The 21974-nt window shown below is 71.5% G+C and carries 20 protein-coding genes; 2 read left to right on the forward strand and 18 right to left on the reverse strand.

The window, feature by feature from the left end:
• From EEJ42_RS21905 to EEJ42_RS21915, 3 genes are all read right to left on the reverse strand, one after another.
• On the reverse strand, positions 1 to 303 hold the full coding sequence (locus EEJ42_RS21905; RefSeq protein WP_123102029.1) for a putative quinol monooxygenase: 303 nt from the start codon (positions 301 to 303) through the stop codon (positions 1 to 3).
• 17 nt (positions 304 to 320) lie between these two features.
• Positions 321 to 1418 carry an Ldh family oxidoreductase gene (locus tag EEJ42_RS21910; RefSeq protein ID WP_123102031.1) on the reverse strand — a complete coding sequence of 366 codons (1098 nt, stop codon included), beginning with the start codon at positions 1416 to 1418 and terminating at the stop codon, positions 321 to 323.
• 77 nt (positions 1419 to 1495) lie between these two features.
• The gene (locus tag EEJ42_RS21915; protein ID WP_123102033.1) at positions 1496 to 2209 is read right to left on the reverse strand and encodes a GntR family transcriptional regulator; all 714 of its coding nucleotides are present in this window, start codon (positions 2207 to 2209) and stop codon (positions 1496 to 1498) included.
• 239 nt (positions 2210 to 2448) lie between these two features.
• Between EEJ42_RS21915 and EEJ42_RS21920 the strand changes: the two genes are divergently transcribed.
• Entirely contained in the window at positions 2449 to 2640 is a 192-nt protein-coding gene (locus EEJ42_RS21920) for a hypothetical protein (protein ID WP_123102035.1), read from the forward strand.
• Positions 2637 to 3320, forward strand: a complete 684-nt coding sequence (locus tag EEJ42_RS21925; RefSeq protein WP_123102037.1) for a phosphatase PAP2 family protein — start codon at positions 2637 to 2639, stop codon at positions 3318 to 3320. Before EEJ42_RS21920 ends, EEJ42_RS21925 begins: the two co-directional genes overlap by 4 nt.
• Positions 3321 to 3337: 17 nt before the next feature.
• On the opposite strand, the gene EEJ42_RS21930 is transcribed toward EEJ42_RS21925, so the two are convergent.
• From EEJ42_RS21930 to EEJ42_RS22000, 15 genes are read right to left on the reverse strand one after another with little or no spacing between them, the layout of a single operon-like run.
• Entirely contained in the window at positions 3338 to 4663 is a 1326-nt protein-coding gene (locus EEJ42_RS21930; protein ID WP_123102039.1) for a glutamate-1-semialdehyde 2,1-aminomutase, read from the reverse strand.
• Positions 4664 to 4670: 7 nt separating this feature from the next.
• Complete coding sequence (rfbC, locus tag EEJ42_RS21935; protein WP_123102041.1) at positions 4671 to 5222, reverse strand: dTDP-4-dehydrorhamnose 3,5-epimerase; 552 nt, start codon at positions 5220 to 5222, stop codon at positions 4671 to 4673.
• Positions 5219 to 6439: a polysaccharide pyruvyl transferase family protein gene (locus tag EEJ42_RS21940; RefSeq protein ID WP_123102043.1), complete on the reverse strand. Its 1221-nt coding sequence runs from the start codon at positions 6437 to 6439 to the stop codon at positions 5219 to 5221. The genes rfbC and EEJ42_RS21940 overlap by 4 nt, the downstream gene beginning before the upstream one ends.
• On the reverse strand, positions 6436 to 7428 hold the full coding sequence (locus tag EEJ42_RS21945) for a glycosyltransferase family 2 protein (RefSeq protein ID WP_123102045.1): 993 nt from the start codon (positions 7426 to 7428) through the stop codon (positions 6436 to 6438). Before EEJ42_RS21945 ends, EEJ42_RS21940 begins: the two co-directional genes overlap by 4 nt.
• Positions 7425 to 8723 (reverse strand): MATE family efflux transporter, encoded by a 1299-nt coding sequence (locus tag EEJ42_RS21950; RefSeq protein WP_123102099.1) that lies wholly within the window; start codon positions 8721 to 8723, stop codon positions 7425 to 7427. Before EEJ42_RS21950 ends, EEJ42_RS21945 begins: the two co-directional genes overlap by 4 nt.
• 5 nt (positions 8724 to 8728) lie before the next feature.
• A complete protein-coding gene (locus tag EEJ42_RS21955; protein WP_123102047.1) occupies positions 8729 to 10012 on the reverse strand; it encodes a DUF4910 domain-containing protein in 1284 nt (427 codons plus the stop codon).
• Positions 10000 to 11025 (reverse strand): NAD-dependent epimerase/dehydratase family protein, encoded by a 1026-nt coding sequence (locus EEJ42_RS21960; protein WP_123102049.1) that lies wholly within the window; start codon positions 11023 to 11025, stop codon positions 10000 to 10002. Before EEJ42_RS21960 ends, EEJ42_RS21955 begins: the two co-directional genes overlap by 13 nt.
• A 3-nt stretch (positions 11026 to 11028) precedes the next feature.
• The gene (locus EEJ42_RS21965; RefSeq protein WP_123102051.1) at positions 11029 to 11676 is read right to left on the reverse strand and encodes a PIG-L deacetylase family protein; all 648 of its coding nucleotides are present in this window, start codon (positions 11674 to 11676) and stop codon (positions 11029 to 11031) included.
• The gene (locus EEJ42_RS21970; protein WP_123102053.1) at positions 11673 to 12467 is read right to left on the reverse strand and encodes a glycosyltransferase family protein; all 795 of its coding nucleotides are present in this window, start codon (positions 12465 to 12467) and stop codon (positions 11673 to 11675) included. Before EEJ42_RS21970 ends, EEJ42_RS21965 begins: the two co-directional genes overlap by 4 nt.
• Before the next feature lie 13 nt (positions 12468 to 12480).
• On the reverse strand, positions 12481 to 13716 hold the full coding sequence (locus EEJ42_RS21975) for a class I SAM-dependent methyltransferase (protein ID WP_123102055.1): 1236 nt from the start codon (positions 13714 to 13716) through the stop codon (positions 12481 to 12483).
• On the reverse strand, positions 13713 to 14924 hold the full coding sequence (locus EEJ42_RS21980) for a glycosyltransferase (protein WP_123102101.1): 1212 nt from the start codon (positions 14922 to 14924) through the stop codon (positions 13713 to 13715). Before EEJ42_RS21980 ends, EEJ42_RS21975 begins: the two co-directional genes overlap by 4 nt.
• Positions 14925 to 14932: 8 nt before the next feature.
• Positions 14933 to 16243: an O-antigen ligase domain-containing protein gene (locus EEJ42_RS21985; RefSeq protein WP_123102057.1), complete on the reverse strand. Its 1311-nt coding sequence runs from the start codon at positions 16241 to 16243 to the stop codon at positions 14933 to 14935.
• A 1-nt stretch (position 16244) separates the two neighbouring features.
• The gene (locus EEJ42_RS21990; protein ID WP_425472937.1) at positions 16245 to 17777 is read right to left on the reverse strand and encodes a right-handed parallel beta-helix repeat-containing protein; all 1533 of its coding nucleotides are present in this window, start codon (positions 17775 to 17777) and stop codon (positions 16245 to 16247) included.
• Positions 17774 to 19768 (reverse strand): alginate lyase family protein, encoded by a 1995-nt coding sequence (locus tag EEJ42_RS21995; protein ID WP_123102061.1) that lies wholly within the window; start codon positions 19766 to 19768, stop codon positions 17774 to 17776. The genes EEJ42_RS21990 and EEJ42_RS21995 overlap by 4 nt, the downstream gene beginning before the upstream one ends.
• Positions 19765 to 21957 carry a bi-domain-containing oxidoreductase gene (locus EEJ42_RS22000; RefSeq protein WP_123102063.1) on the reverse strand — a complete coding sequence of 731 codons (2193 nt, stop codon included), beginning with the start codon at positions 21955 to 21957 and terminating at the stop codon, positions 19765 to 19767. The genes EEJ42_RS21995 and EEJ42_RS22000 overlap by 4 nt, the downstream gene beginning before the upstream one ends.
• Between the last annotated feature and the right edge of the window lie 17 nt (positions 21958 to 21974).

A 21974-nucleotide genomic window follows, 5' to 3' on the forward strand; every position in this document is an offset into this window, starting at 1 on the left:
TCAGACGTGGTGCAGCAGAAGCTCGGTGATGGTGTTCTTCTGGCTGCCGGGAACGACGTGCTGCTCGGCTGCCTCGCGCCACTCGGCGAAGTGGGAAGCGGCGCGGTGGGCGTCGAGAGCGGCCTGGTCGGTGTAGAGCTCGTAGAACAGGAAGTGGTGGTCGTCAGCGGTGTCGACGGTGACGTCGAAGTACTGGCAGCCGGGCTCGTCAGTGAACGATGCCTGGGCGTTCTTGGTGATGGCGGCCAGGAACTGGTCCCGGTGGCCGGGTCGGACCTGTAGGGAGACGGTCAGGGCGAGCATGGGCGCTCCGTACGGTGTCAGGCGGTCCGGGAGGACCGGGTGTGCGTGCTTCGGTCGCTGTTTACGGCGACAGCGGGCATCGGGACATCGGCGTCGGCGGCGAGGGCGCTGAGGTCGTTCCAGGTCTTCTGGGGGAGGGGGATGCCATCGACTGTTGCACGGACCCGGTTGCGCTCCTCGATCTCGCCAGGCACGAAGATCTCCGGAACGCCCGGCGCGGTCGGCACCGATTTGGTGCGGGACACCAGGGTCTCCATCCGTGCGGCGAAGTCCTCGATCGGCTGCATCGCGGCGATATCGACAACCATCAGGAAGTGTCCGCAGCCGGAGCGTCGATCCGGGTTGTAGGGCCCGGCAACATCCGTTCCGAAGGAGCTGCCGGTCAGCACGCCCGCGAGCACATCGAACATGAACGACATCGCGTAGCCCTTGTGGCCGGCGATCGGCAGGATGAGACCGTCCACGGCCTTGCCGGCATCGGTGGTAGGAACTCCCTGCTCATCCGCGGCCCATCCCTCAGGGACGGGCTCGCCACGTTCCGCAGCGAGGTAGATCTTGCCCCGGGCCACGGCCGTGTTCGCGAGGTCCATCACCACGGCACCGTAGGAGCCTGCGGGCGCGGCGATCGACCACGGGTTGTTGCCCACCGACTTCTGCCGCCCGCCCCACGGCGCCATGGCCGGACTGGCGTTGGTCGACAGCAACGCCAGGCAGCCGGCGTCGGCGGCCTTGAGAGTGAAATAGGCCGCGGTGCCGAAGTGGTTGGAATTGCGTACCGCCACGCCGGCGATGCCGTGGGTCCGGGCACGCTCGATACCCACCTCTACGGCCCGGTTCGTGAGCACCTGACCGATTCCGTCGTTGCCGTCGAGTACGACCAGCGGTCCCGTGTCGGTGACCGTTGTCGGGGCGGTGACCTTCTGCATCGCGCCGCTGCGGAGACGGGCGACGTACCAGGGCAGCCGTAGCATGCCGTGCGAGGAGTGACCCCACAGTTCGGCCGTGGTCAGGCTGTCCGCGAGCAGGTGCGCGTCGGCTTCCGGCACGCCGGTCGAGGTCAGGACCGCGCTGCTGAACCTGGTCAGCGATGATGCTTCCACAGTGATCGCAGGCATGGGCGTCCTTCCACCAAGGTCAGTATTTCGGCCAGTATACAGACGGCCCGTGCCGCCAGATGCCGCGGCGGCAGGAGTCAGGCCGAAGGCCGAATGTCGATCTCGAGTGAGCCTGTTCCCGCGATGGAGCTGGTCAGGCCGTTGATGATGGTCCGCAGGCTCTCGGTGAGGTGGTAGCTGAGTTCCCGAGCCGCGGCATCCGGGTCTCCGCTGAGGATCGCCTCGCACATCCGTTGGTGCTCATCGAGCGAGCGGCTCAGTCGACCGGGGTCGGCGTGGGAGATCCCGCGCAGCCGCGCCGTCTGTCCTCGCTGGTCGGCAATGGTCATCGCCAGGGGCTCGTTGTGGCACGCGGCGATCACGGACTGATCGAAGCGCTCGGTCAGCTCGTAGAATCGCGCTACCAGCTCTTCACGGCTCGCCGTGTCGAGGATGGCGGCAACCTCTCCGAGTTCGACGGCGATCCGCCGGAAGGGCTCGAGGAGCTCGGGGCGGGCGATGCCGTCGAGGGTGACCATCCGTGCCGCTGCCGGTTCGAGGACCATGCGGAACTCGAACAGCGCCCGCACCCTGCTCAGCGAGATGGACGCGACCTGAGCGATCTCGCCAGGACGGAAGTCGACCAGCCCCTCGCGAGCCAGACGACGAATCGCTTCACGCACCGGAGTCCTGGAGGCGCCGACCTGTTCACCGATGAGCACCTCGCTCAGCTTCGCGCCGGGAGGGAGCTGGAGGGACTGGATCTGAGCCTTGAGCTGGTCATAGACAGCTTCGGACTTGCCTCGGCTCATAAAGGTTCGTTCCTCTTCCGTTGTCGCTGGACGCCAGCGTGCGATCCAAGATCGCCATTGACGTGTAGCACATCGCGCTGCATACAGTTTCGCGTGCACTCCCTGTGCCAGGCAAAACGCGCGGAGGCGAGAGGAGGGACCTGTGCACGTCGCTTCGATGCCGAAGGGCGCGCCGCTGAGGCCTGTATACAGCTCTGAATTTCACCTGGACCTGGCGCCAGCCCTGGTTAGGATGACAAATGACGCTGATCCTGGTGTCCTTGGTCAAGGCTATGGCCAGGCTGGCGGGTTCGGACTACGGGCTGACGCTCCTGCGGCGTCGTACGGGCCAGGAGCGGGTGTCCGTGGGGCCGCTTGAGGGTGGGTCGGAGACAGGGGGCTCGCGTTGGATCGCCTGGCCGGAGTGGACCTGGGACGCGATGGGCGTGTGACCGGCCGGTCGGCGCCCGCGGTGCTGCCCCCATCGCTGCGCGTGTGGCTCGGGTCGATTGCGGCCCTTGCCGCGCTGGTGGTCGTCGTGCTCGGGGTCCTGTATGCCGACGACGGTGAGCCCGGCAGGGTGGACGCGCGGATCGCGGTGGCGGTGTACGGCGTGGGGCCGCCGTGGCGGCACGTCGCTCTGGCCACGGACTTCTTGGGGGAGCCCGGGGGAGCGGCGACGCTGGTCGTGGCCACCGTGACGGGCTGCCTGCTGCTTCGGCGTCCCCGCGCGGCGGTGCTCGTCGTCGCCGGCTGCGGCATGACCGTGGGGACGGCGACGCTGCTCAAGCACCTGGTGGGACGCACCATCCACGGCGACGGCAACCTGTCCTACCCGAGCGGGCACACCGCCTTCGCCACCGCGCTCGCCCTCGTGGTGGCGCTGCTCGCGACCGGCCGGCTCGGTCTCGGCAGGACGGCCGCCACGTCACTCGTGCTCGCCGCGGCGCTGGTCGCCGGCGCCGCCATGGGCTGGGCGCAGGTCGCCCTGGGCGCGCACTACCCGACCGACGTCCTCGGCGGCTGGTGCACCGCGCTGGCGGTGATACCGGCGACCGCGTGGCTGGTCGACCGCATGGCCGACCGGCTGGTCGACCGGATGGCCGACGCCGGTCGGCGGGAGCGCCCCTGACGTCACGTCACATCACGTCACGCCAAGCGGCGGAATACGGGCTTCACCGGTCGTCCGCCCAGCCAGGGGGAGGGGTCGGCCGCGTCCAGCGCCTTCCGGTACACCGCACACGCCTGGGCCACCACGTCGACGGTGTGATCGATGTCGGCGTCGCAGAGCGCGCTGCTCACCACGAACGACGGGGCCAGCACCCCGCCCGCGAGGAGCCGGCGCAGGAACAGGGTGCGGTACTGCTGCGACGGCTTCAGGTTCTCGTCGAGGGTGGCGAAGACCAGGTTGCTGGCCCGGCCCCGGACGACGATGTGGTCGCCGACGCCCATGGCGGCCGCGGCGTCGCGGACACCGGCGGCCAACCGCTCGCCGAGGGCGTGCAGTCGTGCGGTGATGCCCTCTTCGGTGTAGGTGGTGAGCACGGCCATCGCGGCTGCCAGGGAGTGCGTTTCCGCACCGTGGGTGGTGGACAGCAGGAACACCCGGTCGCCGGAGTGACGCAGCCCGCCCCGCTCCATCAGGTCGCGGCGCCCGGCCAGCGCGGAGACGGCGAACCCGTTGCCCAGCGCCTTGCCGAACGTGGAGAGGTCGGGGACGACGCCGTACAGGCCCTGGGCGCCCGCCTCGGACCAGCGCAAGCCGGTGATCATCTCATCGAAGATCAGTACGCAGCCGTGCCGGTCGGCCAGTTCGCGGAGGCCCTCGAGGTACCCGGGCGGAGGCTCGGTGTGGGTGGCGGGTTCGAGGATCAGGCAGGCGATCTCGTCCCGGTACCGGGTGAGCAGCTCCTCCGTCGCGGCCAGGTCCCCGTAAGGGAACGCCACGGTGAGCGCGTTGGCCGCCTCCGGAATACCGGCGGACATCGGCGTGGTGCCGATGAACCAGTCGTCGACGGAGAAGAACGGATGGTCGGCGCAGAGGGCCACCCGCGGGCGCCCGGTGGCGGCGCGGGCGAGGCGCACCGCGGCGGTGGTGGCGTCGGAGCCGTTCTTCGTGAACTTCACCATCTCGGCGGTCGGCACCGTGGCCAGGAAGCGTTCCGCGGCCTCGACCTCCACGATGGACGGCCGGACGAAGTTGCTGCCGCGGTCGAGTTCCCGCCGCACCGCCTCGATCACGCGTGGGTGGGCGTGGCCGAGGCTGACCGACCGCAGGCCGGAGCCGTACTCGACGTAGCGGTTGCCGTCGATGTCCCACACGTGGGCACCACGGCCGTGGCTGATGACCGGGGCCAGGTTCTCGGGGTACTGGTCGTCGCCCTTGGCGTAGGTGTGCGCGCCCCCGGGGACCAAGGCGTGCAGCCGCTCGTTCGCCGTTCGCGACCGGGGCAGTTGGAACTCTTCGGTGTCCACGCCGACCTCAACTCTCCTTCTGCTTCAGGACTTCGGCGAGGCTCGGCGCCTCCCGGTCCCGCTGGGACATCGACGTGGCGGGAAGCGGCCAGGGAATGGCGAGCTCCGGGTCGTCGAAGGCGATCGTCACGTCCTCCGTCGGATCGTGCGGGCGGTCGATCCGGTACGAGGTGTCGGCGGTTTCCGTCAGCGCCTGGAAGCCGTGCGCGCACCCCGCCGGGATGTACAAGGCCGCCTGCGTCTCGCCGGACAGCTCGAAGAAGGCCCGGCCCAGGTAGGTCGGCGAGTCCGTCCGCAGGTCCACGACGACGTCGAAGATCTTCCCGTACGAGCACCGCACCAGCTTGGCCTCGCCGGCGCCGGAGCGCAGGTGCAGGCCGCGCAGCACGCCCCGCACCGAGCGGGACAGGCTGTCCTGGACGAAGGCGTCCGGGTCGAGGCCCACCGAGCGGACCACCTCGGCGTCGAAGGTGCGGCAGAAGAAGCCGCGTTCATCGGCGTACGGGGTGGGCTCGAACAGGTACGCGCCCGCGATCTCCGGGACTTCGGTCGCCTTCATGGGGCCTCCCGCATGGTGGGGGTGTGGGTGTGGTCGGTCGCGGGGAACAGGGCCTCGGTCAAGGCGGTGAACTGGTGCCGGAGTTGCCGGGCGGCGGCCAGGTTCCGTTCGGTGAGGGTTTGCCGCAGCTCCGCCGATCGCTTCTCCAGCGCCCGGAACTGCTCGAGCAGCCGGTCGGCGTCGACCTCGCGGGCCGGGTGACAGTACGCGCCGAGGCCCATCCGATCCATGAGCGCGTCGCTCTTCGCCGCATAGCTGAGTGCGAGCGTCGGCGTGCCGACCTTCAGCGCGCAGACCAGGTTGTGGTAGCGGGTCGCCACCACGGCGTCGGCCGCCGCCGCCTCCTTCATCAGGTCGGCAAGCGAGGCCGCTTCGGCGGCGGTGACCAGCGGCGAGTCCACCGCGTCGAGGATCGCGGCGACCACCGGCGCGTCGCATGCGTCGCCGGTGAGCAGCCGGACCGGCCTGCCGTCCTCGACCAGCGCGCGGACGAACCGGGTCGTCCCGTCGAGGTAGCGCCGGTGGATCTCCTCGGCCCGAGCGCGGTCGTCGTTGCCGCCGTGGAAGTCCATGACGCCGACGCAGACCGGGCCCGGCGGCCCCGAGGTACGCGCCGACGGCGTCGGCAGGGCGAAGGCGAGGTCCGGGTAGACCTCGTCGCGCGCGGTGTCCACGCCCATCGCCCGCATCGCGTCGCGGGACAGGGTGTCCCGGTACGAGCGGTACGTGGCAAGGCGTGCCGACCAGCGGACCAGGGCCCGGGTCGGCCGGTCGCCGATCGGGGCGGCGCCGACACCGACCAGTGCGACCCGGGTGCGCAGCAGCCTGCCGCTCGCGCAGAGCAGGAACAGCGCGTACGGGAAGCCCCACGGCCGCAGCGGCAGCGTGGCTTCCAGGACGCCCATGCCCGGCACGATCACCACGTCGTGACGGCGCACCCAGGCGGCGGTGCGGACGGCGTCGACGAGCTTTCCCAGACCTTTCCCCGCGATCGCGCCCGCCCGCGACGCCGTCCGGTACTCCCCGCGGTACCAGTGCAGCCGCGTCGCGGGGATGTCGTACCGGGCCGCGACGACCTCGGGGCCGCCGCACAGCGCGTCCACGACCGCCTCCGGGTGCTCGGCGCGGAGGTAGCCGAGCACGGCCTCGAGCGACCCGTCGTTGCCGAGGTTGCCGGAGCCGAGCAGGCCGAACACCCCGACGCGCACAGGCGTCATGCCTGCCTCCCTGCACGACCTCCACGACCTCCACGAGCTTCACGGCCCTCACGGCCGGCGACGAGGGCGTCGACGGAGACGGTGAGCTTGGCCGGATCGATCGGGGCGCGGTCCTCGACCCGCTCGCCGGCGCCCGGCCGGGCCCGGCTGGCCATCCAGGCGGCCAGGTGGCGGTAGCACGCGCGCCGGTCGGCCGCGGACAACGGAGCCCGCCGGATCGCCGCGACGAAACCCCAGACGTACTCGGCGAGCAGCCGCGGCGTCGGGTGCAGCAGGCCCGCCCGGCGCGGGTCGAGGTTGACGCACCGGGAGCGCTTCGACGGGTTCGCCCGCTCGGCGCGGGTGGGGTGGTCGCGGCGGAAGTACAGCAGCTCCGGCACCTGGTGGAAGGGCCCGTGCAGGCCGATCTCGGTGACGAACGTGCGGTCCGCGTGGTGGTAGCTGTCGTGCGGCTTCACCCGGCGCAGCACGTCGGCCCGCATCACCCCGTAGAAGTCGTCGCCGCCGGGCTCGAACAGCATGCTGCGGAAGCGCTCGGGCGCGCGCGGCGAGTCGGTGGCGAGCCCGTACTCGTACGGGACCTTCACCTGGCCGTCGCCGTCGATGACCGCCTGGTCGGCGTGCGCGAGGATCACGTCCGGCCGCTCGTCCAGCGCCTCCACGCAAGCCCGCAGCAGGTCCCGGGCGTACAGGTCGTCGTGCGAGGCCCACTTGAACAGTTCGCCGTGGCACTGGGTGAAGACGTAGTTGTGGTTCGGTGCGGCGCCGATGTTCCGGGACAGCCGGATGTACCGGATGCGCGAGTCCTTCTCGGCGTACCGGCGGCAGATGTCCTGGGTGCCGTCGGTGGAGGCGTTGTCGGAGATGACCAGCTCGAAGTCCTCGTAGGTCTGGCCGAGCAGGGCGTCGAGCGACTCGGCGAGGTACTCCTCGCCGTTGTACACGGGCAGGCCGATGCTCAGCCGGGGAGTGCGGCCAGAGACAGTCATGACGTCCTCACTTCGGAGATGGGGTTCTGGTGGCGCTCGCGCAGGGCGGGGCGCAGCTGGAGCCACCACACGGCCGAACCGCAGACGGTCGCGGCGGCGACGCCCCAGGCCGAGCCGACCGTGCCGGCCACGGCAGCGCCGCCGAGCCCGCCGATGACGTAGCAGGCGGAAGCGATCAGTTGGCTGCGGAGGCTGTGCCGGGCCGCGCCGAGCGCGCGCAGCCCGGCCGCCGCGCCGGTGCCGAGGCCCGCGCCCGCGACGCCGAGTGTGACCGGCACGATGAGCTCCGAGGCGGAGCTCCAGACGCCGCCGAGCACGAGCTCGCCGACCCGGTCCGGCACCAGCAGCAGCGCCCCGCCCCAGGACAGCGCGGCGGCGGCCTGCCCGACGCCCAGCAGAAGGCAGAACGTGCCCAGGCGGTGCGGGGCCCGCCGCAGCACCCGTGCCGCCTCCGCGACGGTGACCAGGGAAAGCCCCATCAGCACGGCCATGAACGGACCGAGCAGGAGTTCGGCGCCCCGGATCACCCCCACCGCGCCGACCCCGACGATCGCGCCGAGCCCGTACGCCCGCAGCTGGCTCGCGCCGCTGTTGGTGACGTTCTCGACGAGGTACCGGTAGCCGAGGTCGCGGTGCTCGCGCAGCCACTCGCGCGCTCCGGCCGTCCGGGGCCGGATGCCGGACTGGAAGCAGCCGTACACCGCGGCGACCGTGGCGGACGCGCCCCAGGCGAGCACGAAGGCTTCCACGCTGCCCACGCGGGCCGCCACCACCATGGCCGGGACGAGCGCGACGCCCCACACGAGGTCGTTGACGAACGCCTTCCGCCCGGTGCCGGCGGCGAAGAACGCGAACCGCCACGCGTCCTGGAGCAGCAGCCCCGGCAGGACGACGCCGAGGCAGGAGAACGCGGGCCCCAACCGGCCGCCGAGAGCGAGCCCGACCACCAGGGACACCGCGCCGAGGGCGGCACCGACGCCGAGCGCGGTACCCGACGACCGGGCCACCGCCGCGCGCCAGGACGCGGCCGACACGCCGCTGAAGCGCACCACGAGCGGGTCGGTGGCAAGGCCGCGGGAGACGTTGAGCACCACGCCGTAGGTCACCCAGGCGAGGCTGAACACGCCGAACGCGGTCACCCCCAGCGAGCGGGCCACGTAGATGCCCACCGCGAAGTTGGACATGCTGGAGGCCGCCTGGTCGGCCAGTCCCCAGGACAGCCGACCGGCGAGGCCCCGCTTGGCGGATCCGGTCGATGGCGCCGTTGTCTGCGGATTCTCCCTCTCGGTGGTCATCTGCGTCATGCCTTGATCAGCCCGGCGCCGTGCAGCGCGTCGGCCGCGACGGCGACGGTGTCGAACGGCAGCCCGGACCGCTCGGCGACGTCCAGCAGACTGTGCTCGCCGTCGGAGAGGTTGAGCACCCAGAGCATGGCCATCTGGGCCTGCTTGGTGTCGCTGCGGCCGCCGAGCGCGTCGTACAACCCGCGCCGGCCCAGCTGCGGTTCGCCGTAGGGGCTGAGGTTGACGTACCGCCGGTTGCGGTCGAGCACGGCGAACGCCTCGCGACAGACGGCGAGGGTGTCCGCCATCGCCTCCGGGGAGACGAAGTCCGGGTTGTCCGCCGAGGTGTGGTACTCGGGGTAGCCCGCGTACGGGGTCCGGGTGAGCGAGCCCACGCCGAGGTTGAACCCGGGCGAGCAGAACTGCCGCTCGTCGTAGCCGTACGGAGTGAACTCGGTGACGTGGTGCGGGCGTTCGGAGGCGGCCAGCACGTGCCGCACCACCCGGTCGATCTCCGCGTCGCCGCGTCTGCTCTGCTTGTACGTCAGTTGCCCCCGGTCGCCGGCGCAGGCCAGCACGAGCCCGTGCTTGACCCGGTCGACCCGCTCCGCGTTGCGGGCCAGCCAGGTGATCGCCCCGATGGTGCCGGGCGCGAACAGGAAGCGGTACGTGTAGTACGGCGTCTGCTCCGCCAGCGCCCGGGCCAGGAACGTCGCCACCGCGATGCCGGCCAGGTTGTCGTTGGCCAGCGACGGGTGGCAGACGTGGCAGGAGACGATCACCTCGTCGGGGACCTGCCCGGGGACCACGTGCTCGGCGTAGGTGAGGTGGCCATCGGCGAGTGTGGAGTCGATGCGGACCTCGTACTCACCGTCCGGCATCGCGTCCAGGGTCTCCTGGGCCAGGCAGAACCCCCATTCCGGCTGGTAGTAGCTGGTGCGGTACGGCACCCAGCTCGGGCGGTCCGGCAGGGTGTGCAGGTGCGCGCGGAGCTCGGCCAGCGGCATGGTCGCGGAGACCGGAACGCTGTAGCCGAGCACGTGCAGGCTGGACGCGGCGAAGTCGACGATCCGGTGGCCGGCGGAGTCGGCTATGTACGCGTCGCGGATGTTCCACTCCTGCGGCACCGTCCAGTCGAGCACCTGCGTCCCGGTCGGCACCTCGTGGGCCTGGAGGGGGACGTACTCGCCGACGATGTCCAGGGTGGCGCGCACACCGTCGCCGGTGATGCTCCGGCACAGCGGGTACAACCGCTCCACCAGCGCGTGCATCTCTTCGCCGACCGTGGTCACCGGCGCCACCGCAGGGTGTCGTCGACGGCGCCGGTGTCGGACGCCGCGCGCAGCACGGCAAGGCGGGTGAAGCGTCGCTCGAAGTCCTCCCCGGTCAGCCCGTGTTTCCGGTAGGCGTCGGCGAGTTCGAGCGCGCCCCGCTTCACGGTCCACTCGCAGTCGAAGCCGGGTATCGCGGCGCGGAACCGGGAGAAGTCCACTCGGTACGACCGCGGATCGGCACCGGTCTCCCCGGTGATCACCACCTTCGCGCCGGACACCGCCTCGGCGACCTGCTCGGCGATCTCGGCGACCCTGACGTTGTTGGTCTCGCTGCCGATGTTGAACGCACGGTCGTGGACCGCTTCGCGTGGCGCGGTCAGCGCGGCGCCGAAGGCCCGGGCGATGTCGGCGGCGTGCACCAGCGGGCGCCAGGGCGTGCCGTCGGAGAGTACGAGGACTTCGCCGGACAGGAGCGCGTGGCCCACCAGGTTGTTCAGCACGATGTCGGCGCGCAACCGGGGTGAGTAGCCGAAGGCGGTGGCGTTGCGCAGGTACACCGGGCTGAAGTCGCCGTCGGCCAGGGCGTGCAGGTCGTCCTCCACCCGCACCTTGGACTCCGCGTACGGCGTCACCGGGCGCAGCGGGGCGTCCTCGGCGACCAGGTCGTCGCCGCCTGCGGCGCCGTAGACCGAGCAGGTGGACGCGTACAGGAAGCGCCGCACCCCGGCGTCGCGGGCCAGCCGGGCCAGCCGCACGGACGCGTGGTGGTTGATGTCGTAGGTGAGCTCCGGCGCCAGCGATCCCAGCGGGTCGTTGGACAGGGCGGCCAGGTGGATCACGGCGTCCACCCCGGACACGTGGTCGGCCGTGATGTCGCGCAGGTCCACCCGGTGCCCCGCAGGGTCCGCGGGCCGCGGGCCGAGGACGCAGTCGGCGAACAGACCGGCGTCAAGACCGACGACCTCGTGGCCGGCGGCGTTGAGGACCGGGGCCATCACGGTGCCCAGGTAGCCCTGGTGTCCGGTGAGCAGTACGCGCAAGGTTCATTCCCCCAGGTTGAGAGTGAGTTTGGTGACGGCGAACGCCTCGGCGTAGCGCGCGTGGCATTCGATGCCGCGGATCCGTGCGAGACCGAGGAAGGCTTCCCGGTCGTACCAGGGCCGGTGCCGCTGCGAGGGGTAGTGCTCCTGGAGCAGCCGTACCTTCTGTTCGGCGATCTCCGGCGACAGCGGCTGGTACGCCGCCGGACGGCCGAGGTCGCCGTCCCACTTGACGATCTCGTAGCCGAGCACGAGGTGGTCGCGGAATGCGGTGGGTATCAGCTTCGCCAGGCCGCGGTGATCCTGGTGGGCGTCGTCGGTACGCGGGGCCAGGATCAGATCCGGATCGGTCTGTCCGCGCAGTTCCTCGACCGCGGCCTTGGCCTCGTCCCAGTGCACGGGCATCCGGCCGTCCGGCAGCTTGAGCACGGTCAGCCGCAGGTCGGCGCCCGGGCAGAAGGCGGCGAGCGCGGCCCGCTCCTCCCGCTCGCGCTCGCTGCCGCCGCCGGAGAGCACCAGCGCGTCGACACGGAGACCCGGCCGCGCGTGGCACAGCGTCAGCAGCGTGCCACCGGCGCCGATGGCGATGTCGTCGCAGTGCGCGCCCACCGCGACGATCCGGTCCGGGCGCCCGGCCCCGAGCCGGATCACGCGCTCACCGCGGCGTTGTCCCGCTCCCACACGGCCCAGGGGCGGTCGCCCCGGGCGTAGGCGGCGTCGAGCGCGGCCCGCTCCTTCACGGTGTCGGTCGGCTTCCAGAAGCCGCGGTGCTGGTGCGCCACCAGCCGCCCCCGCTTGGCCAGTTGGGCGCATCCGTCGGCGACCAGGTCCCCGTTCTCCGGTATGTGGTCGAAGACCTCCTGGCGGAGCACGAAGTATCCGCCGTTCTCCCACAGCGGCAGTTCGCTCACCGCGGTGATGCCCCCCACCAGTCCGTCCTCGCCCAGCTCCACGCAGTGGAACGAGGACTGCGGCGGCACCACCATCATCGACGCACCGGCGTCGCGCCGGGCGAACCGGTCGATCATCTCCGGCAGCGGGGCGTCGGTGAGCACGTCGGCGTAGTTGGCGAGGAACATCTCGTCGCCGTCCAGGTGGTGCCGCACCCGGCGCAGCCGCTCCCCGATCGGTGACTCGATGCCGGTCTGCGCGAACGTGATCGTCCAGTCCGAGATGTCGGTGGACAGCAGCTCGGTCCGCCCGCCCCGCAGCACGAAGTCGTTGGACGTCGTCTCCTCGTAATTGAGGAAGAAGTCCTTGATGTGGTGGGCCCCGTAGCCGAGGCACAGGATGAACTCCGTGTGCCCGAAGTGCGCGTAGTAGCGCATCACGTGCCAGATCAGCGGTCGCGGGCCGACCATCGCCATCGGCTTGGGCACGTCGTCGGCGGCGCCGCTGCGCATCCGCATCCCGTAGCCGCCGCAGAACAGTACGACCTTCATGCTGTGACCTCTTTCACGACGCGACCTCGACAATGCTCAGTTCCGGGATGGGAAAGACAAGGCGGCCGCCCCAGTCGTGTACGAAGGACAGCTGCTCGACCAGCTCGGCCCGCAGGTTCCACGGGAGGACGAGGACGTAGTCCGGCTTGTCGGCGGCTATCTGCTCGGGCGGCAGGATCGGGATGCGGGTGCCCGGGGTGAACCTGCCGTGCTTGTACGGGTTGCGGTCGACCGTGTACGGGAGCAGGTCGGGCCGGATGCCGCAGTGGTTGAGCAGGGTGTTGCCCTTGCCCGGGGCGCCGTAGCCGACGACCGTCTCGCCGCGCTCGGCCGCCTCGATGAGGAACCGCAGCAGATCCCGGCGCACCTTGGCCACCCGGGCGGAGAACTCGGTGTACCCGGACAGCTCCTGCAACCCGGCGGCCTTCTCCCGGGCCAGCACGTCGGCCACGCGCTGGGACGGCTCGCCGGCCACCTCGGCCGGCCGGGCCCACAGCCGGATGGATCCGCCGTGCGTGGGCAGCAACTCGACGTCCGCGAGGGCGAGTCCGCCGCTCGCGAGGGCTCGGATCGCGGACGCGACCGTGTAGTACTGGAAGTGCTCGTGGTAGATCGTGTCGTACTGGTTCTCCTCGATCAGGGTCAGCAGGTGCTGCACCTCGATGGAGACCCAGCCGTCGTCGGCGACCAGGGCGCGCAGCCCCTGGGTGAACCCGACCACGTCGGGGATGTGCGCGTACACGTTGTTGGCCACGACCAGGTCCGCCGGGCCGTGCTCGGCGCGGACGGCCGCTCCGGTGTCCGGGGACAGGAACTCCGTGAGCGTGGGCACACCCGCGTCCCGCGCCGCGGCGCCGACGTTCACCGACGGCTCGATGCCGAGGCAGCGGATCCCCCGGTCCACCACGTGCTTCAGCAGGTACCCGTCGTTGCTCGCCACCTCGACCACGAAGGCGTCGGGGCCGAGACCCACCCGCTGTGCGGCGTCGGCGACGAACGTGCGCGCGTGCTCCACCCAGGAGGTCGAGTACGAGGAGAAGTACGCGTACTCCTTGAACGTCTCCTCCGGCGTGATCAGCGGAGGTATCTGCGCCAGCCAGCAGTCGGTGCAGACCCGCAGGTGCAGCGGGTACGCGGGCTCGGGCCGGTCCAGTTGGTCCGCGGCGAGAAAGCTCTCGCACGGTGGCGTCGCCCCGAGATCGACGACGCTCGCCAGCGTCGCCGAGCCGCAGAGTCGGCATCGTGTCATTTACTGCCCCCCATTGATTCCGTCCGACCCGCGATCGCGGTGCGGTACTCATCCACCAGGCGCTCCAGCCCGATGGCCGGGCTGAAGCGCTCCTCGTAACGGCTCCGGGCCGCCTGGCCCATCTCCTGGTTGCGGGCCGGCTCGGCCGTGATCCGGCGCAGGCAGGATGCGAGCGAGGCGGGCTCGCCCGGCCGGTGCAGCAGCCCGGTCACCCCGTCCTCGACGAGTTCGACGAAGGCACCGTGGCCGGCGGCGACGGCCGGGACCCCGGCCGCCATCGCCTCCGCGACGACCAGGCCGAACGTCTCCATGGCCATCGAGGGAGCCACCACGGCGACCGACCGCGCGACGGCCTGCCTGCACTGATCCAGGTCGAGCAGGCCGACGTAGCGCACGTCGTCCCGGCCCGCCGCCCAGGCGGTCACCTCGCGCTCCAGCGGCCCCGCGCCGGCGAGCACGAGGGGCACGCCCACACCGCCGTCCGCGGCGATGTCGTCCCACGCGGCCATGAGCAGCCGCACGCCTTTGGCCTCCGCGAGCCGGCCGAGAAAGAGCAGCTGCTCGCCGGCGCCCGCCCGGAAGGCGCCGGGGTCAGGTACGAAGTTGTGCTTCACCGTCAGCCGCTCGGGTGGCATGCCGGACCGCACCAGGACGTCGCGCTGCGCCGCGGAGATGCAGAAGAACCGCTCCACGCCGGACCACCACCGCCGCCGGTTGACCGTCAGACTGACCGCGAGCGGCACCGTCGCAAGGCGGGAGTTCCGGTAGCAGCCGTGCCGGACGGCGGGCAGCGACGCCACCGACCCGACGCACTCGGAGCACGGCCGGCCGTCCCGGTGCAGCGTGCCGGGCGGGCAGACCTGGGTGTAGTTGTGCAGCGTGGCGACGGCGGGTACGCCGGCGTCGGCGCAGGCGGCAAGGACCGCGGGGGACAGGAGCGGGAAGACGTTGTGGATGTGCACCACGTCCGGCCGCTCGGTGCGCAGCCGGGCGGCGAGCTCCGCGCGGACCGCCGGGTTCCACGGCACGAGGAGCGGCACCGCGGCCTTGCCGGGCAGGGACCGGCCGGCGATGTCGTCGCTGCGCCGCTCGAACACCTCGACCCGGTGGCCGGCCGCGCGCAGCAGCCCCACTTCCTGGTCGACGACCCTGTTCTCCCCGCTCGGCTGCGCCGAGGAGTAGCGGTTGTGCACCACGAGGACGTGCATGCTCAAGGTCACCTCCGGGCCCATCGCGGGATACGTCGTTGAGGGACTGCGGGCGTCGTGAAGGGCGTGGCCCTCGCGAGGGGCGCGGCCGTGGCAGGTGCCGCGAGGAGCGAGGCGGCCAAGGCCAGATGCAGCAGATACGGCGAGGCGTCGCCGAGGCCGGCCTCGGTGTACGACGAGATCGCGACATAGCTGATCAGGAAGATCGCGCAGGCCCTCGGCAGCGACGGTGGCCGCAGCAGCGCGACGCCGGCGAGGACGATGATGATCGCCGCCACGAGGGTGACGCCGATCAGACCCTGCTCGTTGTAGACGGCCAGCCAGCTGTTGTCGATCGGCAGCCCGCCGAACGACTTGTCGCCCAGGCCCACGCCGAACGCCTGCTCCGCCGTGGTCCGGGGCGCTGCCAGCAGGGCGTCCCAGACCTTGGCCCGACCGGTGAGGTTGGAGAAGCTCTCCTTGCTCTGTCCGCGCAGGAACCACGCCTGGAGCGCGGAGGCGAACACCACCGCGGCCACCGCGGCGACCAGCACCGCCCAGACGAAGAACCGGCGGGCGGCAGCGCTGGTCAGGACGAGCGAGCCGATCGCCAGCACCAGCCCGATGAGCAGGCCGACCGTGGCCGTCCGGGTATGGGTCATCGCGAGCAGGACGAGTGACGGCACGATGACCATGGCCGCGCTGCCCCTGGTGGTCCGGCGGCCCAGTACGAGCAGCACGGTGAGCCCGGTGATCACTGCGGCGTACTGTCCGATCTGCGGCGGGGTGAGTGGCCACAACGCGCCGACGAGCCGACCGCCGTAGTACTCCGGCATGGCCGCGCCCGGTGAGATGGCCAGGCCGGCGGCCGCCGTCCCGAGCGCCGCGAAGTACATCCTGATGTGGTGCCGGACGAACGTCAGGCTGCCGTCCCACCATCGGCTGAGCAGCCACAGCGTGCCGACGAAGAGAGCCAGCCGGGCACAGCGGAACAGCGCGCCGAACCCGACCTCCAGGTTCGCGCTGGAGATCACGCTCGGCACCAGCAGCAAGGTGAGCAGGAACACGAAGGCGCTGGCCCGGATGCGCAGTTGGAGATTGAGCGCGAGCGCCAGCGCGAACGCGGCGCCCAGCGCGCCCATGGTGGCCATCTGGATGAGGGAGCGGGGCAGCGGGACGATGGTCTTCGCCCCGGCGGAGCCGAGCGTGTTGAGGCCCAGCAACGCCCAGACGATCCCGACGGCCTTCGGTGTGCCGGCCGGGCGCGGTTCGGCGCCGGGCCGCGTGACGGCAGTGCCCGGCCCGCCCGGCAGCCCACCGCGCTTCAGGTTCCCGTCCATCTCAACCACCGGCCCGTGGGGCGAAGGTGCTGCCCGCGTCCTGCCGGTACGGGATGCCCTGCCACTGCACGGAGTCGAACCTCTGGTCCGTGTTCTCCGCGACGAAGCTCCACGGTCCGCCGTAGACGTTGTCGTGCCAGCGGTTGTGCTGCTTGTGGGCGATCGCGTCGGCCACCCGCTTGCCCTTGTACGGCGACCACTTCGGATAGGTGCCGTAGTTGGCGAGGACCGCCATGCGGCCGCACTCGGTCCCGCACTTGACGACCGACGTGTCCAGCAGGAAGCGGTTGTCGTGGATGTCCACCCGCTGGGTCTTCCACCGGCAGTCGGCGTAGAGCGGCGCGGTGGCGATCGCCGGCTTCGCACAGCGCTTGGTGTCCTTCACCAGCAACGTGCAGTAACCGGTCGAGGTGTTGGCCGGGCTGTTGCAGAACCGGTCGGCGTTCTCCCACAGAGTGATGCCGTTCCAGTTGTTCTCCAGCACGTTCCCGTGGATCTCGATCTTGTCCGTGCGGGCCCGTATCCGTGGTTCGCCGCCGGCCTCGGACACGTAGATGGTCGCGTACGGGAAGTTGTCGCCGCGGTCGGCGTACTTGCGGCCCTCGACCCAGTTGTTCCGCCGGACCGTGTTGTTCCGGATGATCGCGTTGTAGCTGGTCTCGTACATCAGCGCGGCACCGTCATTGGCCTCGAGCAGGTTGCCCTCGATGCGGAAGTCATTGTTGTTGTTGTCCGCCCAGAGCCCGGCTCCGCGGTTGCCGTGCACCCAGTTGCCGCGTATCTCGGCGCCGTTGACGGCCCAGAACTTGATGCCTCCGGTGCAGCCGCAGCCCGGTTTCCGCCGCTCCCAGTCGTCGGTGTTGTTGCCCACGATCTCGTTGTCCTCGACCACCAGGCCGCGGATGGAGTCGCCGGTCTTGTACGCGTTCATTCCGTACTGTCCGTTGCCGCGCAGGCAGCTGGCGCGGACTTGCTGGTGCGCACCGGCCATCAGCCCGGCGCCGGAGTTGTACTGGATCTTCGCGTGCTCGATCACCCATCCGTCGGCCATGTCATGGTTGACCACGCCCTCATCGGGCGGCGCGACGAAGTGCTGCACGGTCAGGTAGCGGATGGTGACGTCGCGGGCGGTGCCGCTGAACGCGTAATTGTTCTTCTTCCCGCCGTCGAGCACCGCGCCCGGCGCGCCGAGGTAGCGGTTCCCCTTCTTGGCGATGACCTGGGCGTAGCGGTCCGGCTCGAGCCTGTGCTTGCCCGGCCGAAGCCAGAACGTGGTGCCCGGGGGGCTGCTCTTGGTCTTCCCGGCGAGGTCACCGACCACCCCGGGGTCGACCGTCACCGCGTCGGCCGGTGCCTTCGCCGACCCGGCCGCGGGCCCGGCGCACACCCGGGCCACGGACGTGGCGGGCGCCCTGGTCGCGGAGGGCGCATCGGCCGGCTCCGCCCCGGCGTCCGGTGTGCTCGTACAGCCGGTCGCCGCCAGCAGGACCAGCGCCAGCGGTGCCGCCGGCACCACCCAGTGCCGCCACTTCATCCCCACGCGCCTCCCTGGTCGCGGAACCTGAGCACGGTGGTGAACCCCTCCGCGCCGCCGGTGAATCCGGTGCCGACCAGCGTGGTGGAGGGTTCCTTGCGCCCGAAGCCGGCGGAGTACCAGCCCAGCGGCGGGTCGGTCGCGCCGCGATGCGCCTGCCAGTTCAGCTGCCCGGGCAGGTCGAGCACCGCGGAGCGCTCCTCTCCGTCCCGGGTCCAGGCGAGCACGGCCCGGTCGTCCGCCAGGTCCGCGGCGATCGCGGGGCCGAGGTGGAACGCCAGCCGCACGGCCCGGCGCGGGCCGCGCACCTCGTCGATGACCCTCAACTCCTTGAGCGCGGCCGTCAGCTCCACCCGGCGGCGGTGCACGGAGGGCTGGTAACCGTCGTGTTCGGCGCACCAGCGGGCCGTCCCCCCGTCGGAGGCGTCGGATGTGTCCGCGACCAGGACGCGGCTGCGGGCATGCCGGATCCACAGGAACGGGCCGCCGGAGACGGACTGATCACCGCCGTCCACTTGCAGGGTGTTGTGGCCGAGGGTCGACCGGAAGTACCGCCGCCACTCGGGCTGCCCGTGGTAGCAGAACGTCCCCGGGTCGGCGAGCACGTCGACCCCGTCGTGCCGGACCTCCACGGACAGCGCGTCCGCGTGGGCGTGCGCGGCGATGGACAGGAATCCGTGCGGACCGCCGTCGCAGCGGCACCAGATCTCTCCCGGACCGCGCAGGATGGTGAGCCCCGCGTCGGCGAAGTGGGCCGGTCGGCTTGCCGGGCGGGTCACGGCCGGTGCGGTTCCGTTTTCCGGGTACGGCCGGATGAGCGCGGCCAGCAGTGGGGTGCGCACATCGGTGCCGGTCACCGCCGGCCACCAGGCGAGCCGGCCGAACACGGCGTCCCCGGTGGCGAGCAGCGAGCCCCAGCGGCCGGTGCCCGCACCGTCCACGACCAGACCGTGCCCGTCGTCCGCGTCCCCCTGGCGCGGCGGCCGCAGGTGGCTGTCCACGACGGCCGCGAGCGCGTCGGTCATCCGCAGCAGCACCAGCCGGATCGACGCGGGGACCGGCACGCCCGCGGCATCCGCCTCGGCCACCGCGGCCAGGCCGAGCTCCAGCACGAGTCCGTGATACTCGGTGGCCAGCTCACGGTTGAGGCCGGAGCCGAAGGTGTTGCCGCGCAGGTGCCGCTCCAGCGACCGCAGCGCGTCAGCTCGCCAGCGCGCCGAGGAGGGGAACCACCCGAACGCGCAGGCCGCGGCGAACTGCCCGGCGGCCTCGGCGATGACGTGGTTGTTCGCCGAGGACCCCCGGCTGGGGAAGGCGCCCAGCCAGCGCTGGTGGTGCCAGATCTGGTTCAGCGCCACCGGGTTGCCCTCGAAAAGACCGGCCGCGCCCGGCCAGCCGTCGAGCAGTCGGCGGATCCATACCCAGGACAGCAGTCGGATGCCCAGCTCGATGCCGCTGATCCAGTGCACGCCGCGCAGCGGTGGGTTGGCCGCCCACCACGACCGCAGGTGCGCGGCCACGCGCTCGGCGTACCGCTCGTCCCCGGTGATCGCGTAGGCGGCGGCCAGCACGGTGAGGTACTGGTGCCGGGACAGCTCCCAGATCTGCTTGATGTCCCCGACCGCGTCCTCGTTCCGGTACGGCACGTCGAAGGCGTAGCCCCACGGAGCCCGGCGCCCGGTCTTCGGGTCGCACCACCAGTCCGGGTCGGCCAGGTCGTCGCGGGACACGCCGAAATACTCGGCGTGCCCGTCCATCAGCCGGTCCGCCTCGGCGATGAGGCGTTTCGCGGCGTCCGGAGGTATCGCGGCGATCGTCCCGGCGGGCAGTACCGCGCTGAACCGGGCGCCGGTCACGCTCGGGCAGTCCGGCCGCGCCGACCGCCACCGCCGCCTGCGCACCGCGTCGCCCACCCGGCCGCCGACCTCCCGCGGTCCCATCCGGGACAGCCGCCGCAGGTACCAGCCCGGACTCCCCGAGCTCACAGTCATCGCGTCCTCGCCAACGTCACCGGCGCACCGCCGGCCAGGCTGGTCTGCACGGCGAGGGTGGCCGCAGTGGTGGCGACCAGCGACTCCAGCGGCACCGGCATCGGCCCGCCGGTCCGCACGGCTTTGATGAACGCGGCCAGTTCGGCGGACTGGCCCTTGTCCCGGGCCTTGGGCAGACGCGAACTGACCCACCGCTTGCGGCCGTAGACCGAGGCGCGGACGAAGTCGTCGAGCCGCAGCGCACGACCGTCCGCGACCAGGTCCAGCGTCTCCTTGGGGAAGCCGGCCGGGCCGGTGGTGACGTAGCTGATGGTGGCGGTGGACCCGTCCGGGTAGCGGAGCACGACCTGAAGGTCCTCGTTGCCGGACGTGGCGACCGCGTACACCGAGACCGGGTCGGCCCCGAGCAGCCAGCTCGCCGTGTCGATGAAGTGTCCGCCCTCGCCGGCGAACCGCGAGCCCTCGGTGCCTTGCCGGAGGTACCAGCTGCCGTGCGCGAGGCGGCCCGCGTTGACCAGGTAGCGCAGGTGCGCCGGACCGGTCCGGGCGCCGAACCGCTTCCTGGCCTCCTGGAGCAGCGGCGCGAACCGGCGATTGAAGCCCACCTGAAGCCGGTCGTTGCCGGACTCCTCCACCGCCGCGAGTACGCCGGCCAGCTCATCCTCGGTGAGGGCCAGGGGCTTCTCCACGAACACGGCCTTGCCGGCCAGCAGTGCTCTCCGGGTCAGTTCGGCGTGCGAGCTGTGCCGGGTGACGATGAACACCGCGTCGATGGACTTGTCGTCGAGCACGGCGTCGAGGTCGGTGGTCGCCTCGGCGAAGCCGAACTTCCGTTGCGCGTTGGCCGCGGACAGCGCCGTCGTGGTGACGACGGTCGACAACACGACGCCGTCGCGCGGTGCCAGGTGCGGCAGCAGCATCGACGTCGCGTAGTTTCCGGCGCCGACGAACGCGAGGCGCGCCGGTGTGTTGGCGTACCGGGACGGGCTGGACGCCCCGCCGCCGTGTCGCTTCACGGTGGGCACGGCCACCGCCGGGGCCCCCGCTTCCTCCGTTTGCCTGACGTGTTCGGGGTACCGGAACAGCACGGCCACGGCCTTCAGGTCGCCGTCCTTCAGGCTCTGGTACGTCTCGACGGCGTCATCGAAGTCGGCGACGTGGGAGATCAAGGGCTCCACGTCGACGCTGCCGCGGGCGAGGAGATCGAGGAAGCACGCCAGGTTGCGTCGCTCGGTCCAGCGCACGTAGCCGATCGGGTAGTCGCGCCCCTCCAGCTCGTACTCCGGGTCGTAGCGACCGGGGCCGTAACTGCGGGAGAACCGGACGTCGAGCTCCTTCTCGTAGTACGCGTTCCATGGCAGGTCCAGGCGGCACTTGCCGATGTCGACGACCCGGCCGCGGTCCCGGCAGAGCCGGGCGGCCAGCTCGACGGGCTCGTTGCTGCCGCCGCCGGCGGCCAGGTACACCTGGTCCACCCCGTGACCGCCGGTGAGTTCGGCGACGGCGGTTTCCACGGCCGCGGACGCCGGATCGCCGCAGGCCGCGGCCCCCAGGCGCGCGGCGAGTTCGCAGCGCACCGGGTCGGGGTCGACCCCGACGACGCGGACTCCCGAGGCGGCGAGGAGCTGCACCACCAGCTGCCCGATCAGCCCGAGGCCGATGACCAGCGCCACGTCGCCGAGCTGCGGCCCGCCTTGGCGGACGCCCTGCAACGCGATCGACCCGACGGTGCCGAAGGCCGCGTGCCGGGGCGCGAGGCCGTCCGGGACCGGGGCGTAGAGGTTCTTCGGCACCCAGTTCAGCTCGGCGTGCAGCGCGTGCTCGTTGCCCGCGCAGGCCACCAGGTCGCCGACCTTGACGTCGTCGATCCCGGCGCCGACCTGCTCGACCACCCCGCACAGCGAGTAGCCCAGCGGTGTGTAGGAGTCCAGCTTGCCCATCACCTTGCGGTAGGTGGCGGGCACCCCGTTGGTGGCCACGCTCTGCATGACCTTGGCCACCTGGTCGGGACGGGAGCGAGCCTTGCCCAGCATCGACATGCCGGCCTCGGACACCTTCATGAGCTCGGTCCCGGTGGATATCAGCGAGAAGGCGCTGCGGACCAGCACACCACCCGGCTTGCACCCCGGCACCGGCACGTCGAGAACCGCCAGCTCGCCGCTCTTGTAGTTCTGCACAACCTGTTTCAACCCGAACTCCCCTGAAT

Source organism: Streptomyces botrytidirepellens, assembly GCF_003721215.1.
Classification (GTDB): domain Bacteria; phylum Actinomycetota; class Actinomycetes; order Streptomycetales; family Streptomycetaceae; genus Streptomyces; species Streptomyces himastatinicus.

Coding starts and splice junctions, on each gene's coding strand:
- EEJ42_RS21940 (WP_123102043.1), bottom strand. CDS start 6,439: ATGACGCCTGTGCGCGTCGGGGTGTTCGGCCTGCTCGGCTCCGGCAAC.
- rfbC (WP_123102041.1), bottom strand. CDS start 5,222: ATGAAGGCGACCGAAGTCCCGGAGATCGCGGGCGCGTACCTGTTCGAG.
- EEJ42_RS21970 (WP_123102053.1), bottom strand. CDS start 12,467: ATGAAGGTCGTACTGTTCTGCGGCGGCTACGGGATGCGGATGCGCAGC.
- EEJ42_RS21990 (WP_425472937.1), bottom strand. CDS start 17,777: ATGAAGTGGCGGCACTGGGTGGTGCCGGCGGCACCGCTGGCGCTGGTC.
- EEJ42_RS21945 (WP_123102045.1), bottom strand. CDS start 7,428: ATGACTGTCTCTGGCCGCACTCCCCGGCTGAGCATCGGCCTGCCCGTG.
- EEJ42_RS21975 (WP_123102055.1), bottom strand. CDS start 13,716: ATGACACGATGCCGACTCTGCGGCTCGGCGACGCTGGCGAGCGTCGTC.
- EEJ42_RS21915 (WP_123102033.1), bottom strand. CDS start 2,209: ATGAGCCGAGGCAAGTCCGAAGCTGTCTATGACCAGCTCAAGGCTCAG.
- EEJ42_RS21905 (WP_123102029.1), bottom strand. CDS start 303: ATGCTCGCCCTGACCGTCTCCCTACAGGTCCGACCCGGCCACCGGGAC.
- EEJ42_RS21980 (WP_123102101.1), bottom strand. CDS start 14,924: ATGCACGTCCTCGTGGTGCACAACCGCTACTCCTCGGCGCAGCCGAGC.
- EEJ42_RS21985 (WP_123102057.1), bottom strand. CDS start 16,243: ATGGACGGGAACCTGAAGCGCGGTGGGCTGCCGGGCGGGCCGGGCACT.
- EEJ42_RS21995 (WP_123102061.1), bottom strand. CDS start 19,768: ATGACTGTGAGCTCGGGGAGTCCGGGCTGGTACCTGCGGCGGCTGTCC.
- EEJ42_RS21950 (WP_123102099.1), bottom strand. CDS start 8,723: ATGACCACCGAGAGGGAGAATCCGCAGACAACGGCGCCATCGACCGGA.
- EEJ42_RS21910 (WP_123102031.1), bottom strand. CDS start 1,418: ATGCCTGCGATCACTGTGGAAGCATCATCGCTGACCAGGTTCAGCAGC.
- EEJ42_RS21920 (WP_123102035.1), top strand. CDS start 2,449: ATGACGCTGATCCTGGTGTCCTTGGTCAAGGCTATGGCCAGGCTGGCG.